The sequence below is a fragment of the Puniceicoccaceae bacterium genome, assembly GCA_040224245.1.
GTDB lineage: Bacteria > Verrucomicrobiota > Verrucomicrobiia > Opitutales > JAFGAQ01 > JAKSBQ01.
Genome location: JBEGIR010000083.1, coordinates 1 through 16,493, shown reverse-complemented (window position 1 = coordinate 16,493; position 16,493 = coordinate 1). Strand labels below are relative to the sequence as shown.

Genomic DNA, 16,493 nt, shown 5'->3' with positions numbered 1-16,493 from the left:
CCACCGGAAACCTCGATGAATCCACTGCCGGCGAAGTCATGCGCCTCATCTTTGAGGTCTGCCGGGATAATCAGAGTTCGCTATTGCTGGTCACTCACAACCCCGAATTTGCGAAATTGACCGACCGACAGTTCGTCTTGCATGATGGTCTGATCCATCCTGCCTGACACCCCTTTTCCCGAACATAATTTCCATGGACACCACTAACGTTGATTCAACTGAACCCATCCTTGAGCCACCCGCACCGCCCCGCACGATTCGCTGCGGCGTTGCTGGCGTCGGATCGCTCGGACAACATCACGCCCGCATCTATCATGCCATGGAGCATTGTGAACTGGTGGGCATCTATGAACTCAATGACGCACGGGCAAAGGAGATTTGCGAACGCTACCAATGCCAGCGCTTTCAGTCCATTGAGGAACTGGGAAATGCCTGCGAAGCAGTCAGCGTCGTCGTGCCGACAGACTTTCACCACCGCGTGGCGATTCCGCTGCTGCACCAAAAATGCAACCTGATCATCGAAAAACCCCTCTGCTTCAATCGAGAGGAAGCTGAGGAAATCCAACAGGCTGCCAAGTTAAACGGCGTGGTCACACAAGTCGGCCACATCGAGCACTTTAACCCGGTGATGCAGTTTCTGGAAGATCACATCTACTTCCCGCGCTATATTGTTGCGGATCGGTTCGCTCCCTTTCAGCCCCGGGGGACGGAAGTAGGAGTCGTGCTCGATTTGATGATTCACGATCTTGGCATCATCCGGCAGCTCGTGAAATCGCCCGTAAAAAAGGTCGAAGCACTGGGAGTGAATGTACTCTCCAACACCGAAGACATTGCCAACGCACGCATCACGTTTGAAAATGGCTGCGTCGCCAACATCAACACCTCGCGAGTTTCGCTGAACAAAAAGCGGGAAATTCGGGTCTTCCAGCCCAACGCCTATCTCTCCCTCAATTTTATGGAGCAAAACGGTCACCTGCTCACCAAGAGCGGTTCCCACATCCAACGACATGAAATCCCGATCGAAAAGGCAGAACCACTTTTTCTGGAACTTCAGTACTTCCTGCAATGCATCCGCGATAAGTCCACCCCCAAGGTAGATGTGAATTTTGGAAAATCCACACTCGAACTCGCTCTCGACATTACCGAACAGATCCAGGAGCAGATGCGCAATGAAATCATGTTCCCGGATCTGAGTGCTTCCGAATCGGAGTAGGGGGAGATCCTTCGCAACACCAGTATCTGCGCACCATCATGGGTTCCCAGGACCTTCCAGTTTTTGAACCTCTGCCCACCCAACAACCCGTGGACATCCTGTTTGTCGCCGGAGAGCACTCGGGGGACGAACATGCCGCCAGACTGCTGCAGAAATGCAGGCAATCCAGACCTGAACTTCATGTTGCCGCCATTGGCGGAACCCAACTGAAAAATGCCGGGGCGCATTTGCTGTTCAATCCATTGGAGAATGCAGTGGTTGGATTGGTTGAGGTTTTTAAGCATTTTGACTACCTGAGTTCCCTCTTTAAACAAACCAGCGCCTGGATTGCACAACACCAGCCCAAGGTGGTTTGCTTTGTCGATTACCCAGGCTTCAACCTTCGCCTTGCCTCACGCCTGTTCAAAAGCGGTATCGCAAAAAAAGCGGGTGGAACCGTCAGCCTGGTCTATTACATCAGTCCCCAAATCTGGGCCTGGAAAGCAAAGCGTCGTTTTGCAATGGAACGTCACCTGGATGGCCTGGGTGTGATCTTTCCTTTCGAACTTGAGGCATACGCGGATACTTCCTTGCCAGTCACCTTTGTCGGGCATCCCTTCGTCGACAAGGACTATGAGATTCCGGTTTCTCACGATCCCACTGCTGATCTCTTGCTGCTGCCGGGTAGTCGCCGCACCCCCATTTCCCGCATCTTTCCGGTGATGGTGGAGACTTTCTACAAGGTCAAGTCAGAGCTGCCTGAACTCAAGGCCCAGGTCATGTATCCCACAGAGGAGATTCGAAAGCAACTCAGCGACCTGATCACCCAACGCGGCGATGCAAGCGACTTTGAACTCATCCCAAATTCTGAGTCCTTCCGCGCTCGTGCGGTTCTCACCAGTTCCGGTACCATTTCACTGGTCTGCGCCCTCGCCGGTATCCCCGGTATTCTGGTGTACCGAACAAACCCCATCACCTACGCCATGGCAAAGTGGCTGGTGAAGATTCCACGCATCGGAATTGCAAACATCATTCTCGAGCGCTCGATTCACCCGGAATACCTGCAGGCGGCCATGCGGCCCGACTCCATGGCCAACGAATTGATCATGCAACTCAAGGATCCCGACTGTCTGCAACGCACTCGTGAACTGTCTCGCGAGTTAACCGAAAAACTCGCAAGTCCCGATCCGCAAACTTCAGCCCGCTGGCTGCTCTCCTTCCTCGGCTAACCACCTATGATCTGTTGAGAAAGGGATTAAAAAATCATCTGGATTAGAAATTCTTATCTTGACTTTAATATGAATTAGAAAAAAATCAGGTATTGTTCGATATTTTTTTGACTACTGTTGTGATGATGTAGCCCCTGCCTTGCAAAAGGCAGGGGTTTTTGTTTGCGTGCTTTTCTATTGGTATTCATGCCAACAGTGACACTTTCATGCCCAAAATTGCCTGCGTCCTCCTTTGCATTGTGCTCGTGTTCCCCCTGCATGCCTGGAACAGCGAAACATCACAACTACGTCGCTTCGTCGGCCAGTGGAAAGGAAACTACCGGGTAGAAACACTCACTGGAAGAGAGATCGGCAGCTTCCGCATCGAGCGTTCCTACTACTGGCAAAATGGACATCTGATGGGGGCCACTGCGCTCGAGCTTCCCGACGGAACCCGACAGTTTGAATTCTCCGAAATCTGGCACGACGTCACCGTGCTGCGCAGTATTGTAGAGAGTGAAACCAAGCGCATGGAATACTTTGGATGGATGCAGCATGGAAGTATCTGGTGGCAGTCTCATTTTGATGCCGAAACGACGTTTCACCAACTGCACATTGAACAACTGAGACCCACCCACCGCGGATTCCAGCTTGCCTTGCACGGATACCGGTGGACTGCCTTTTCGAATCAGCCCGGTTTTCTCCGGATCCACGGAGAGCTGCACCGCATTGAGTCTGGAGAAGCGTTTGAATTCCTCCAAATGATGCCCGAATGAGGCAAAGCTTCAACTCATAGGTTCTTAGGGTTCGATCCCAAAAAACGACAAGGTGTTGCGGGCGATCAAGGCCTCCAGCTCGTCAACTGGCACTTCCAGCAGTGAAGCCGCCGCAAGGAAGGTGTGACGCAAAAGGGCCGGACGATTTTCACTGCCGCGATGAGGTTCGGGAGTTAGGTATGGACAATCCGTCTCAATCATCAGGCGTTCTGCCCCCTGTTCGACCAAAGCCTCCCTCACACGTTTGACGGAACTGTTGTCATACGTGACAATTCCCGTGAACGATCCTCTCGCTCCGCGAAGATTGATCCGGTCGATTTCGTCGCGTCCTTCACTGAAACAGTGAAAGACGATACGGTCCCACGGCGCCCCCAGCATGTCAATGGTTCGCACACAGGCATCAAAGGAATTGCGCGAGTGAATAATAATGGGAAGGTGAGTCTTACGGGCAATTTGAAGCTGTGCTTCAAAGGCTTGCTGCTGCAGCTCCATCAGCTGTTCGCGCCGGGCATCGTCCTTCTTGGGAAGGTGAAAATAATCAAGCCCGATTTCCCCGATCGCTATCGGCGCAGCACTGTCGCCACGGCTCAGTCGCTCCTGTAGCTGCTCCACCTGATCGGCCCATGTCTCGTCCACATGACAGGGATGCAGTCCCACACTGTGGTAAATTTTACCCGGATATTGGCGGGAAAGCTGATGATAGAGATCCCAGTCATCCAGATGGGTCCCCACGGTGATCATGCGATTGACGCCAGCCAGACTTGCTTCATTGAGCACCGTTTCCAGGTCGCCCCGTTTGGCAAAAGTTTCGAGATGGCAGTGGCTGTCAATTAACATAATTTTACGGGTTCTTTACAATCGAAGCAATCTAGGGGCTTTATGATTCCCGGTCAACGGCACTTTTCACGTGCAAAACGCGGCTTTCATCCAATGCTTGCCCATGCATGCGAACGATTTTTCAGGTTGCAACCCTTTTTGAAGCCACACCTCTGATCAGAGAGCTGGGTCTGCTGCGCCTCAAAGCACATGGGGGTCCGCGCTGCTACCAATCCGCAGATTCTCGCTACTTCCTTTATATCAGTGGTATTGGCAATGCCGCGGTAAGACACTCCACGCAACGCCTGAAACCCCTGCTGCCATCGGATTGCGATTCCTGCAAATGGATCAACATCGGCATTGCCGGATGCAACTGCAGGCAGACCCCCACTGGCTCACTTTTCCAAGTGCAAACCCTGCTTTGCGATCCCGCACATGCACCTGCACCCCCGCCGCTCTACCTGAATTGGAATCCGTTTGCACCTGCATCACTCTTTCCGCTTGCATCGCTGGTCAGTGTTTCCCGTGAGTGTCATGACTGGCCTGCGCCCCTTCCTAACGAACCCATTCTGCTCATCGACATGGAGGCATACGCATGGGTGCATGAACTTGAGCAGAGCCATTGTCCCGGACTGCAGAAAGTCGCTAGTTTCAAGGTGGTTTCGGACCACGCCGACGGGCAGAAAATCAACTTCCACGACTTTGCTCCCACTTTTGATACCGTGATCGCATCTCTGCTCAGCAAGCTCGATTCCTGAAGCGCAAATTATGTCCGACTGTCTCAGGATTTCCCATTGACAATCCTTCAGCACAACTTCATCTTCTGAGGTTTTTCCATCATGGCCAACATTAAATCATCCAAGAAAGATATTCGGAAGACCCGGACCCGCACCGAGCGCAACCGTCGCGTGAAATCCGAACTCAAGACCCTGCTCAAAAAGTTCCGTGACGCCCGTGAAGGTGAGGACGCAGCGGTCACCCAGCAAGCTGCCCGTGATCTGGTGTCAGCCCTGGACAAGGCAGCCAAGCGCAAGATCGTTCACCCAAATCTCGCACGCCGTCACAAGATCAATTGCACACCCTATGTGTGATTCGGATCTCGCATAGATTTTCTATCGATAAAAGTCTCCTGCTTCGATCAACGAGGTAGGAGACTTTTGTTTTCCTGAACAAAACATCATGGAACCACACCGCATCGGCATTCCGCCCACGCTCATGCGAGGAGAAAAGGGACAACGCATCCCCATCGAACACTGGGGAGATGGGTTGCTCGTATTCAACAAGCCCTCCGTGCTCGCTGCCAAATCCGATCCTTGGTTTCTCGATTCGGTGGATCTGGAGAGCGCCTTCAATGAACAGATTCCCACTGGAAAACCAGAGCTGAAGCACCACGGCATCACCGAATTGCGAACTTTCAACCCGCTCGAAAGGGGTGCCAGCGGTGCAGTGCTCGCAAGCACAACACCCGAGTCTGCGGAACACTGGCGAAACGCCTATGGGTCATTCCAGTTTCAGTTTCACCACATTCTGATCACACGCAAGAGCGAGCGAAAAGCATCATTCGAATGTCGGTTGCCACTCATGCGCCATTTCAAGCAGCAGCGCATGCAGGTCAGTCATCAGCTCGGAAAAAAAGCCTGCACTCATTTCGCGCCACTGGGAGAAGGGAGCACCGCTGATGCCTGGCTCGCCTCGACTCGCTATCCGCGCCTGCATCAGCTGCGATTGCACGCTAGGGAAAGTGGTATTCCCATGTTGCGCGATCCGCTCTATGATCCAAGCTATCCACCTGAAATGCTTTCCTCCGAACCCTATCGGTTCGAATGGATGCATGCTCATCGGGTCGATGCCTGCCCGTCGCTCGGCCTTGATAGAACCTCTGTTTTTCTGCCACCTCCCAAATACTGGAAGCGCACTCTTCGGCGCATCGGCCTGGAGATCGATGAGCTGATCACCAAAAGCGAAGAGATAATCAAAAATATTACTTTACCAATCGAGTAGTTTGCGTTTTCATCAACCCTTTTCGCAAAAAGAATTTCATTTCAATAGAAGCAAAACAGCTATGGGTAACTTAAAGAAGAAAAGGCGTCTTAAAATGAATCAGCACAAGCGTCGCAAGCGTCTTCGTGCGAATCGCCACAAGAAGTAAGACTCCTGCCAAGGAGGTCATCATCCCTTTTCCAGACCATTTGATGCGTCCGCTGTGTCAAATGGTTTGTCGTTTAGGGGGCTGACGCGGTAATATGCTGCATGATGAAGTTGGACAAATCCGCATTTCCCGACGCAAACGGGTATTTTGGAGAATTTGGAGGCCGCTTTGTTCCCGAGACTCTGGTCCGGGCACTCGATGAATTGACAGCTGCCTTTCTTTCCGCTCGTGAAGACGCGGATTTTCTCGACGCCTTCCACAAAGAGTTGCGCGAATATGCCGGGCGTCCAACTCTGCTTTATCATGCCCAATCCCTCACCCGTTTTCTGGGTGGAGCACAAATCTATCTGAAACGCGAAGACCTGCTGCACACCGGAGCGCACAAGATCAACAATGTGCTCGGGCAGGCCATCCTCGCCAAGCGGCTTGGAAAAACCCGCATCATTGCGGAGACGGGTGCCGGACAACATGGCGTTGCTACCGCAACTGTTTGTGCAAGGGTAGGTCTCGATTGCGTGATCTACATGGGCGAGGAGGACATGCGCCGTCAGGCACCGAACGTCTACCGCATGCGTCTGTGCGGAGCCGAGGTCATCCCCGTTACTTCAGGGCAACGCACACTCAAGGATGCCGTCAACGAAGCCATGCGTGACTGGGTGGCTCATTCACGCGACACCCACTATATTCTCGGTTCGGCACTCGGATGTCATCCCTTCCCTATGATGGTGAGGGACTTTCATAAAATCATCGGCGAGGAAACTCGCGCCCAGTGCCGTGAACAGATTGGTCGCCTGCCAGATGAGTTGATTGCCTGTGTGGGTGGAGGAAGCAATGCCATCGGATTTTTCTACGATTTTCTCGAAGAAACTTCCATTCGGCTGACGGGCGTCGAAGCAGGGGGACGCGGCATACGACGCGGGGAACACGCTGCCCGATTCTCGGGTGGACGTCTCGGAATATTGCAGGGATGCAAAACCTTTATTTTGCAAGACGAACATGGGCAAATTGAACCGACCCACTCCGTCTCTGCAGGACTCGATTACGCAGCGATCGGCCCCGAACATGCCTACTACCAGAATCTGGGTCGCATCAACTATGCCTACGCTACCGATGATCAGGCACTGGATGCGTTTCGCACACTTTCAAAAACCGAGGGCATCATCCCTGCGCTGGAATCTTCGCACGGCCTTGCCTATGCGATCAAGCGTGCCCGACAGCTTTCCCCGGATCACATTCTCTGTGTCAATCTTAGCGGTCGCGGAGATAAAGATGTGCAGGAGGCAGCCCGAGTGATGGGAGTTCAGCTCTGAACTTGCATCCCCTCTCCCTTCCATTTCACTTCCCATCTCTCACAAAAAAACGCACCCCGTTTTCAGAGGTGCGTCTGTGAGAAAATGGCCGCCTCAACGGCACACTGAGCAGATCGCCTTACTTCAGCGAATCAAGTGCCGACTGGTAATAGGTATTGGCCTTCTCCCAGTCCACAACATTCCAAAATGCCTGGATGTAATCGGGACGACGGTTCTGATAGTTCAGGTAATAGGCATGCTCCCAAACATCGAGTCCGAGCACCGGAATTCCCACGGTATCGACAAAGCCCTTCATCAGGGGACTATCCTGATTGGGGGTGGATACCACTGCAAGGCTCGCATTCGAGCGCACGATCAACCAGGCCCAGCCGCTTCCAAAACGTGTCGCTGCTGCCTTGGCAAAGGCCTCCTTGAAGGCATCCACACTGCCAAAGCTTGAACGAATCGCGTCAGCCAGCTTCCCAACTGGCTCTCCGCCGCCTTTGCCACTGAGCAGCGTCCAGAAGAAGCTGTGGTTGGCATGCCCGCCACCGTTGTTGCGCACGGCTGTGCGTTTATCCTCCGGCACGGAACCCAAGTCTCCAATGAGTTCTTCAATCGTTTTTACCGATTCACCACCCAACGCATTGTTCAAATTGGTGATGTAGGCGTTGTGGTGCTTGCTGTGGTGAATTTCCATGGTGCGCGCATCAATGTGCGGCTCCAGCGCATCGTAGCTGTATCCAAGTTCTGGTAATGTATATGCCATAGTGTTTTACGTTTATCAGGTTTGCGGTAAATAGACCTCAACAATCTAATCCGCCCTCATCCAACGTCAAATTCCCGTTGCCACTATCAAAGTCGTTAATACTTGGCTGCAGTATCCAAACACAGCAAATACCCCTTCCATGGCAAAAACCAGAAACTCCGTCCGGTTATGCCATTTCATGTCGCGCCATAGCCTTTCATGGAATCTCCCCTTAAGAAACCCCTGTCAACGACCGATTATCAAGGAAAAGCGTTGAGCTCCACTTTCAATTTTCTTTGAATTCGGGAATAGCCTCTCCTCCGGCCGTTCCAAGATTCCATTTCCTATGCAAATCATGGAAAATGCCTCCAATTCTAGCAGTCAACAACTCTCCATCGAAATCTGTAAAGCTCCACCCCACGGGATTTATGAGTTAACCCCGTATGAAGAACATTTGGACCCGCTGGGTTCGATCAGTGCCTCCGCGATTTTTGCACTGGCCGAAGTCAGCAGTCATTTTTTCCTGATCCAAAATATGGACGCACTTGGGTTTGACGACTACATTCCGCAGTTGCGTTCCTGTCGGGTGAAATTGCGTTCCAAAACCGACCAGCGCATCTACAGTCTGGGTCGTTTCAGTGAACGGGAGTGGAAACGTTTTCACCGTGCCATGCTCAAAAACCACCGTGGGCTGATTGAGTTCCCCATACACGTCATGAACGACATCGGTAAGTGCACTGCCATCATCCATTTCGAGTGGTTTGTTTTTCGCAAACCCAAACGCCAGTGACCGTTCTCCACCTCATGGAAGTTCGGGCACGGAGTTTCGATTCGATCCAAACCGATCACCAACTGCACCTAGGCCAGCCTACTCCACGTTCTGAGCCTGCTCCCTGAGGCGTTCGAGTTCGTTCTTGCCCTCAATCACAAGCTGACTGATGTCGATCAGGTTTGCCTTGCTCCCAACCGTATTGAACTCACGAAAAACCTCCTGCAGGATGAAATCAATCTTTCGCCCAATCGCTCCAGTCTGTTCCAACGTCTGTGCGAGCTGGTCAAAATGACTCTTTAGTCGGGTGATTTCTTCAGAGATGTCAGAGCGATCCACAAACAATGCGATTTCCTTCAGCACGCGTTCATCCTCGGCACTAATTTCAAGATTTGCCTGTTCGAGTCGCTCAAGCAGGGCTTTGCGGTATGCGGGAGCAACTTCGGGGGCACGTGTCTCAATCTCACTGGCAATTCGCTGCAATGTCCCAAGCCTCGTCATGAGATCCTGTTGCAGTACCGCACCTTCGTGTTGCCGCATGCGCTCGAGTTCATCAAATGCACTCTGGATCGCGCTCGCCACGTCATCCTTGCAGGATTCCCAATCAGGAACACGACTCTCCGAACCGTTCAACCGCATCAAATCCACCAACACCGCAACATCCACTGTGCCAGCAATCCCAGCACGTTCACAAAGTCCCCTGAACGACTGGAGGCGATCAAGAATCTGGACCTCATCCCACGCAGCGTCACGATCTCCAGCTCCCAGTCGCTCCACCTTCAGCATGAGCTGCAGGCGCCCGCGTTCAAACCGTGCCTTTGCAAGCTCCGCTGCGACTCGCTCCAGCTGAAACCATTCCTTCGGGCCTGACAATGCGACCTCAAGGTTCTTGCGGTTAACTGCCGCAACTTCAGCGGTAATCGAAAACGTTTCAAACTGGACGACGCCACGCCCATATCCGGTCATGCTCTGCATGCTCCCGATTCAATCGATTCCCTACAGCAACGCAACTCCAGATAGCACTAGGGGTGGCTCAACCATTGACGGGTGAGATGATCTTCAAACGCCTGCAGATCCTTCCAGCGAATGGCAACCCTGCTTTCAGACGGTCCTTCCGGATCCCGAAGGGTGTAGCCTTCCTCGTTAACCGAGAAGCGGATCGTCTCATACTCCAGCAAGGAACCATCATAGGCCATGTAGATCGCAACATCGTCAAAGAGGGTCGAGGTGGCAGTTGCGAAAAAATCACATTTCATCCACGGAACCCGAGGCGCCCAAATGCAATCATTCTCAATCACCGCTCTCAGCAGGTCATCCTGGGACGCACACCAGACCTGTTGGTAGTTTGCTCCATCAAGTGCAATCTCCACATCGGTGCGTTCCGCCATTTCCAGCAGCTTAGCGGCAACCATGCCCCGGTAGGTGGCTTCACCGGTTTCGGTGAGTACCATCTTGAGATCGAGTTGCGCCGTGCGCAGGATGTGAGCCAGTGCCCATGTATCGTCAATATCACTGCCAATGTCGGTGGACAGCACCACCGGTGCTGGGGATCGACCGTAGAGCGAAGCCACCATCACAATGCAAAGCAACATGGTGAAGATTCGCGAATCAAGGGGTACACGCATCATATCCCTCGCCTCACACACGTTTGCGCGTGCGCAAGATCTTCTCAGCAGAAATGTTTGCATGCATATGAACCAGCCATCGCTTCATTTCAAAAGCACAGGCATTCCAAAAATCCACCCTTCCATGCCCTCATTTCCTTTGACCCTCATTTCCGAAAACACCACAATCTTTTGCTCTGCGTTATTCTGACTTGGTATATTAAATCATTACCTTTGCATGAAAAACCCCAATAACTACATTGAACAAATCCTGGAGACGGTAACTCGTCGCAACCCAGCCGAACCCGAATTTCAGCAGGCCGTGCAGGAGGTCCTTGAAACGTTGCCAGTCGTGCTGGAACGGCGGCCTGAACTCATGGAGGCGGCCATTGTCGAACGCATGGTCGAACCTGAACGACAGATTGTCTTCCGAGTCCCTTGGATGGATGATCAAGGAAGGGTTCACATCAATCGCGGGATTCGCATTCAGTTCAACAGTGCGATAGGTCCCTACAAGGGCGGTTTGCGCTTTCATCCAAGTGTGAATGTAGGGATTCTGAAGTTCCTGGGATTTGAACAGGTATTCAAGAATGCCCTGACCACTCTTCCCATGGGTGGGGGAAAGGGTGGCTCCGATTTTGATCCCAAGGGCAAGTCCGACGCCGAAGTGATGCGGTTTTGTCAAAGTTTCATGACCGAACTAGCGCGACACATCGGAGCAGATACCGATGTTCCGGCCGGAGATATCGGAGTGGGGAAGCGGGAAGTAGGTTACATGTTTGGTCAATACAAACGCCTGCAAAATCAGTTCACTGGCGTTCTCACCGGAAAGGGACTCAACTGGGGAGGCTCTCTTATTCGACCCGAGGCAACGGGATATGGTGCCGTCTATTTTGCGCAAGAGATGCTCGCAACCGCTAATCAGTCTCTCGAAGGAAAGCGATGCGTCGTTTCCGGATCGGGCAATGTTGCCCAATTTACCGTCGAAAAACTTCTCGATCTTGGGGCGATTCCGCTCAGTCTTTCCGACTCGGATGGCACCATTTACGATCCAGCTGGCATCGATGCCGAAAAACTATCCTACGTTCAGCACCTCAAAAATGTGAAACGAGGACGCATCCGTGAATACGCTGAAACCTTCAAGGGAGTGGAATACCGCGCAAATGAAGTGCCTTGGAGCATCCCCTGCGAGGTCGCATTCCCCAGCGCAACACAGAACGAACTGGATGGAGACGATGCGAAAGAACTACTCAAAAACGGCTGCCATGTCATCTCCGAAGGTGCAAACATGCCATCCACGCCAGAGGCGGTTGAGGCCTTCCTGCAGGCTGGCATCTTCTACGCTCCCAGCAAAGCCGCAAACGCAGGCGGTGTCGCAACTTCTGGTCTGGAAATGAGTCAGAATGCCATGCGAATGAACTGGCCACGCGAAGAGGTGGACCGACGTCTGCATGAGATCATGGTGAAGATCCACGAACAATGCAGGGTCACCGCAGAGCAGTATGGATCGCCGGGAAATTACGTCGTGGGGGCCAACATCGCCGGATTTCTCAAAGTGGCGGATGCCATGCTCGATCAGGGCATCATCTAGGAGATTTGCAATAGTGATGAAAGAAAAATCCTGCAGCGCATCCACGGGTTGGCCCGGACTGGACACCGTGCTCTGCGGGCTGGAACCCGGCGACAATGTCGTGCTGGGGTTTGAGGATCTTACTGACTACAAGCGACTGGTTACGGCATACGATGACGCCGCTCGGAATGGAAGCTCCCGCAGGGTATACTTCCGATTTGCAAACCACGAACCCCTGCTCGATCCTGAACCCGGCCTTCGCATCATCGAACTGGAAGCTTCTGCAAGCTTTGAGGCCTTTGTGCGAAGCGTGCATTCTGTGATCGAGGAGGTAGGTCCCAACGCAGCCTATGTGTTTGACAACCTCAGTTTTCTAGCCGAAGCGTGGATGTCCGACCAGGCGATGGCAGACTTCTTTATTCTCACTTGTCCCCGGCTGAGAGATCTGCGAACACTTGCCTACTTTGGTCTGCGCCGCGACTTCCACTCCAATGCCTCAACCGAGGCCATCCGGGGCACCACCCAGTTTTTCCTCGATCTGTTCAATCTGGAGGGACGTTTCTACATCCGACCCTTGAAGGTCCAATACCGTTCTCCCCAGGTCATGAACACGGTGCATGTCCAGGACGGAGAAAAATTACTTCCCGTTGACGAGAGCACCATTCTGGCACCCCTGCTTTCACGTACCCGGTGGCCCTCGCTGCGCGGAGGGCCACCTCCGGAACGCGTGGACATCCTGTTCGAAGAAATCAACCGCTTGCTGGCAGCCAAACGCCGAGGCAAGCACTATCCCGACCGGGAGGGCGAACTGCTCTGCGAAGCCTGGCGGGCATTTCGGGTGCACCGCTCCGGTATCTCAGAACTGGTGTCCGATTACTTGTCACTTGAGGATTTTGCTGAAATTCGTGAGCGGCAGATCGGCGAGGGTTCCATCGGAGGGAAGGCCTTCGGAATGCTGGTTGCCCGCGCAATCCTGCGAGCAGAGGATCCTTCCCTTGCAGAACGACTCGAGGTTCATGACTCCTTCTTTGTGGGAGCCAGTGCATTTGTCAGTTTTCTTGTTCGAAACGGAGTTTGGTGGATTCGTGATCAGCAACGATACGAAGATGGATTTCTCAGGGATCTTCCCGAGGGGCGTGGACGAATCCTTGCAGGCGAATTTCAGCCTGAAATTGTCGATGAATTGGCCCGCATGCTCGACTATTTTGGTGAGATGCCTTGCATCGTACGTTCCAGTTCCATCCTCGAAGATGACCGTGGCAATGCATTCTCAGGAAAATATGAGAGCATATTTCTGACCAATCAGGGGTCTCGCGGGGAGCGTCTGGAAGCCCTGCTCGATGCCATACGCCGCGTCTACGCAAGTGTCTTCGACGAGGAGACCTTGCTCTACCGTCGTGATCGGGGTCTGCTTGAAAGCGAAGAACGCATGGCACTGCTGATCATGCGTGTTTCCGGAGGAACGCGCGGCCCCTATTTTTTCCCACAGGCCGCCGGAGTCGGTCTTTCCTACAATCCCTATCGCTGGCATCACGACATCGATCCTGACGCAGGCATGGTGCGGCTGGTCTTTGGTTTGGGAACCCGGGCAGTGGATCGTGCGGACGGAGACTACACCCGGCTCATCGCACTCAATACGCCCCAGCGCCGCCCCGAGGTCTCGGTGCATGAGGAACATGACCATTCACAACGTCAGGTCGATTTGCTCGACCTTGAGTCCCGGCACCTGGTCGAGATGCCCATCGAGAAACTGGCTCCCTATTGCAAAGATTTCCCCGTTGGATTATTTCTCGACGACGCTCATGCAGACCAACCCTGGATCGCTTTTCGCGGATTGGTTCGTGATACGGATGTCATCCCCAACCTTCGGCGCATGCTTTCAGTGCTCGAGCATGCCTACGGGCAACCGGTCGATATAGAATTTACACTCAATTTTCTGCCCGACGGCAGCTACCGAATCCATCTGCTTCAGTGCCGCACGTTTCAATTGCCAAAAGGCGTTGCAGGTGAAGCCCAGCACCCTAATGAGGCCGCCGGGCGACGCCTCCTTGAAACCAGTGGAGCGGTCATTGGACTGGGGCGCACCTGTCCGCTTCACGATATTCTTTATGTGCCAACAGAACGGTATGCAGCACTGAGGGAGCAAGACCGCATTGGTGTTGCTCGCCTGATCGAATTGTTGGTGCAGCGCCATGATTCAAAACGTAACCTGCTGCTTGTGGGATGCGGACGATGGGGAACCAGCAGCCCTTCGCTGGGGATTCCGGTTCGCGCCGGACGAATCGCACGTGCACTGGCCGTGTGTGAGGTAGCTGCGATGCATACAGGGCTGGTGCCCGAAATTTCATTAGGCACCCACTTTTTCAACGATTTGGTCGAGCATGAGTTGCTCTACCTCGCCTGTTTTCCAGGCAAACCCGGCAACTCTATCGATGCGGACTGGTTGCTCAGCCAGCCCAGTTCCACTCCTGAAATTGCCGGAAGCAAAGGGCAGACCTATCACGATGTCGTGCGATGGATCGATGTTGCTGACAGCGGGGTTCGCTTGCATGCTGACCCGTTTTCCCAATCCGCATCTGTTTGCATCGATTGATGCATGCCCGGTAGGGATCTGGCAGATTCACCGCACTCCTTTCCAGTTCTACCCGGAGAAGTGGCATCATGCCACTTCTCACAAGCAATGACCTCTATCAATCCTCCCGTGCCCGGCAGCAGTTACCAGGCCGACAAATGGATACGATTGTCAGCACCAACCACACTAACGCAATCGTTCCAAACGCTGAGATTGATTTGCCAAGCGACATCGCAATCAGCAGGAGTACCGCGAGAACAAGCCAGCCGAAGAGAATTTTCTTTTGAGAAATGGCTTTCATATCGATTTTGAAAGGGGCTGGCGTTTCAAAGTTGCGCCGCTGTCAGAGACATACTCAGCGCTCAAGAAATGCCACCGTTTCGTTGAGAAAGAACTCGGGATCGTCCCACATGATGAAGTGTTTACCCACGTCGGTCATTTTGATTTCAACCTGAGGCAGCGCCGCATACTGCGCTCGGAAAATCGACTCGGTCGACTCCCGGGTGGCACCAAAATTCTTGTAGGCAACCCACGACCCCATGACGAGCACGGGGATACGGATATCGGCGATGTCATCGCGAAGATCCGTGGTGTACAGTTCCATCATCGCCTGTGACACGGTTGTCCTGTCACTCTCGCTCGACCATTTCAGCGCTTCTTCAATGTGTTCAGGGTCGGTGATCATGGTGGACAACATCTGTCGATGCTGATCGGGTTGCATGGACTGCGCCTGCTGCACCATTCCCGAAGCCATGCCTTTTGCCGATGCTTCGGTCGCGCCAGGATTCATGGCAGCCGGAAGAAAGGGCAGAGAGTCCACGATCACCAGGCCGGCAAGCCCGCTGTCCGCTTCACAGGCCAGCAGCAATCCGATGAATCCACCCAGACTGTGTCCCACCAGCACCGGACGCTCGAGCGGTTCCTGCTCAAGATATCGTTTCAGTTCAGTTTTGATAAATTCGACATAGTTGCCTTCGTGTGCGACAGCGGGAACCCCGGCAAAGCCCGGAAGGGTCAGGATGTGGCACTGCCTGGACTGACTCAATGTCGATACGCTTTCCTGCCATACCTCCCCCGAACAGCCCAGCCCGGGAATCAGAATCAGTGCCTGACCCTCTCCAACGACCCGCGCCTCAAATGCATAATCCGCATACAGCACCTGTCCGCTAACAAGCCCTGCCATCGCTACGATCAGCATCTGCATGCTGCGTCGAAAAACCCCACGCATGCTCTCTGAAATCCGAAATCTGATTTGAATGTTGTGTTGCATGCTCACAACCTGCCCCATCCTGCCCCCCATTGCCGACGCATTTTGGACAAGCGGTTATTTTCTGCTCTCCAACGGTAATAAATCAGCAAAACCGCAACTCCAGCCTGAAACACCCCATTTCCAATCGGGCACACCTTCAGCCCCAACCACAGCCCCTTCTCTTCCTGTCATTGCAAATCGAAGGATCGACTCAAAAACAACAAAACCCACCACTTCACCCCTTGCGTGGGGGTAGCGGAAGCGGATCGGGGGGAGAATCTGAAGAAGAATCGCACGCTGCCGGGGATACGGATGGGGTCTGGTGCAGGAAGGCGTGCAGGCGCTCGGCCATTTTAGGGCCGATGCCCTTGACATCGCAGATTTGATCAACACTGGCTTTGCGAAGGTGTTCGATGCTGCGAAAGTGGGTCATCAGGTCCTGTTTGCGTACCCTGCCAAGACCGGGAAACTCGTCGAGCACGGATTCCCGTATTTTTTTGCTGCGCAGCTCGGCTTTGAAGGTATTGGCAAAGCGGTGGGCCTCGTCCCGT

At 53.4% G+C, this 16,493-nt stretch carries 17 protein-coding genes; 11 read left to right on the top strand and 6 right to left on the bottom strand.

Annotated elements, in window-relative coordinates; all coding sequences use genetic code 11:
• The first annotated feature begins 193 nt into the window (after window positions 1-193).
• The 3 genes from ABQ298_14030 (at window position 194) to ABQ298_14020 (ending at window position 3,176) form a co-directional block, all read left to right on the top strand.
• Window positions 194-1,213 (top strand): Gfo/Idh/MocA family oxidoreductase, encoded by a 1,020-nt coding sequence (locus ABQ298_14030; protein ID MEQ9825499.1) that lies wholly within the window; start codon window positions 194-196, stop codon window positions 1,211-1,213.
• Window positions 1,214-1,251: 38 nt separating this feature from the next.
• A complete protein-coding gene (gene lpxB / locus ABQ298_14025; GenBank protein ID MEQ9825498.1) occupies window positions 1,252-2,421 on the top strand; it encodes a lipid-A-disaccharide synthase in 1,170 nt (389 codons plus the stop codon).
• 206 nt (window positions 2,422-2,627) lie between these two features.
• Window positions 2,628-3,176 carry a hypothetical protein gene (locus ABQ298_14020; protein ID MEQ9825497.1) on the top strand — a complete coding sequence of 183 codons (549 nt, stop codon included), beginning with the start codon at window positions 2,628-2,630 and terminating at the stop codon, window positions 3,174-3,176.
• 24 nt (window positions 3,177-3,200) lie between these two features.
• On the opposite strand, the gene ABQ298_14015 is transcribed toward ABQ298_14020, so the two are convergent.
• Window positions 3,201-4,013 carry a TatD family hydrolase gene (locus tag ABQ298_14015; GenBank protein ID MEQ9825496.1) on the bottom strand — a complete coding sequence of 271 codons (813 nt, stop codon included), beginning with the start codon at window positions 4,011-4,013 and terminating at the stop codon, window positions 3,201-3,203.
• Between the two features lie 107 nt (window positions 4,014-4,120).
• Between ABQ298_14015 and ABQ298_14010 the strand changes: the two genes are divergently transcribed.
• The 5 genes from ABQ298_14010 to trpB all read left to right on the top strand — a co-directional run bounded on the left by ABQ298_14010 (window position 4,121) and on the right by trpB (window position 7,451).
• Window positions 4,121-4,750 carry a hypothetical protein gene (locus ABQ298_14010; GenBank protein MEQ9825495.1) on the top strand — a complete coding sequence of 210 codons (630 nt, stop codon included), beginning with the start codon at window positions 4,121-4,123 and terminating at the stop codon, window positions 4,748-4,750.
• Window positions 4,751-4,831: 81 nt separating this feature from the next.
• Window positions 4,832-5,083 carry a 30S ribosomal protein S20 gene (gene rpsT, locus ABQ298_14005; GenBank protein ID MEQ9825494.1) on the top strand — a complete coding sequence of 84 codons (252 nt, stop codon included), beginning with the start codon at window positions 4,832-4,834 and terminating at the stop codon, window positions 5,081-5,083.
• Window positions 5,084-5,171: 88 nt separating this feature from the next.
• Window positions 5,172-5,993 carry a pseudouridine synthase gene (locus tag ABQ298_14000; GenBank protein ID MEQ9825493.1) on the top strand — a complete coding sequence of 274 codons (822 nt, stop codon included), beginning with the start codon at window positions 5,172-5,174 and terminating at the stop codon, window positions 5,991-5,993.
• 61 nt (window positions 5,994-6,054) lie between these two features.
• Entirely contained in the window at window positions 6,055-6,141 is an 87-nt protein-coding gene (locus tag ABQ298_13995) for an AURKAIP1/COX24 domain-containing protein (protein MEQ9825492.1), read from the top strand.
• Between the two features lie 101 nt (window positions 6,142-6,242).
• Window positions 6,243-7,451 carry a tryptophan synthase subunit beta gene (gene trpB / locus ABQ298_13990; protein MEQ9825491.1) on the top strand — a complete coding sequence of 403 codons (1,209 nt, stop codon included), beginning with the start codon at window positions 6,243-6,245 and terminating at the stop codon, window positions 7,449-7,451.
• A 118-nt stretch (window positions 7,452-7,569) separates the two neighbouring features.
• Here the strand turns inward: trpB and ABQ298_13985 are convergent, their stop codons facing one another.
• Complete coding sequence (locus tag ABQ298_13985) at window positions 7,570-8,199, bottom strand: superoxide dismutase (protein ID MEQ9825490.1); 630 nt, start codon at window positions 8,197-8,199, stop codon at window positions 7,570-7,572.
• A 334-nt stretch (window positions 8,200-8,533) separates the two neighbouring features.
• On the opposite strand from ABQ298_13985, the gene ABQ298_13980 reads away from it, so the two are divergent.
• Window positions 8,534-8,968, top strand: a complete 435-nt coding sequence (locus ABQ298_13980; GenBank protein ID MEQ9825489.1) for a hypothetical protein — start codon at window positions 8,534-8,536, stop codon at window positions 8,966-8,968.
• 78 nt (window positions 8,969-9,046) lie between these two features.
• Here the strand turns inward: ABQ298_13980 and ABQ298_13975 are convergent, their stop codons facing one another.
• Both ABQ298_13975 and ABQ298_13970 read right to left on the bottom strand, forming a co-directional pair.
• Entirely contained in the window at window positions 9,047-9,922 is an 876-nt protein-coding gene (locus ABQ298_13975) for a YicC/YloC family endoribonuclease (protein ID MEQ9825488.1), read from the bottom strand.
• Between the two features lie 47 nt (window positions 9,923-9,969).
• Window positions 9,970-10,539 carry a hypothetical protein gene (locus ABQ298_13970; protein ID MEQ9825487.1) on the bottom strand — a complete coding sequence of 190 codons (570 nt, stop codon included), beginning with the start codon at window positions 10,537-10,539 and terminating at the stop codon, window positions 9,970-9,972.
• Window positions 10,540-10,789: 250 nt separating this feature from the next.
• Here ABQ298_13970 and gdhA point away from each other — a divergent pair, with 250 nt between their 5' ends.
• Entirely contained in the window at window positions 10,790-12,142 is a 1,353-nt protein-coding gene (gene gdhA / locus ABQ298_13965) for an NADP-specific glutamate dehydrogenase (GenBank protein MEQ9825486.1), read from the top strand.
• Window positions 12,143-12,158: 16 nt separating this feature from the next.
• Window positions 12,159-14,714, top strand: a complete 2,556-nt coding sequence (locus ABQ298_13960; GenBank protein ID MEQ9825485.1) for a PEP/pyruvate-binding domain-containing protein — start codon at window positions 12,159-12,161, stop codon at window positions 14,712-14,714.
• A 334-nt stretch (window positions 14,715-15,048) separates the two neighbouring features.
• Here ABQ298_13960 and ABQ298_13955 read toward each other — a convergent pair whose 3' ends face one another.
• Window positions 15,049-15,921: an alpha/beta hydrolase gene (locus ABQ298_13955; protein ID MEQ9825484.1), complete on the bottom strand. Its 873-nt coding sequence runs from the start codon at window positions 15,919-15,921 to the stop codon at window positions 15,049-15,051.
• A gap of 256 nt (window positions 15,922-16,177) precedes the next feature.
• The coding region (locus tag ABQ298_13950; GenBank protein MEQ9825483.1) for a helix-hairpin-helix domain-containing protein at window positions 16,178-16,493 on the bottom strand (316 nt) is incomplete at its 5' end.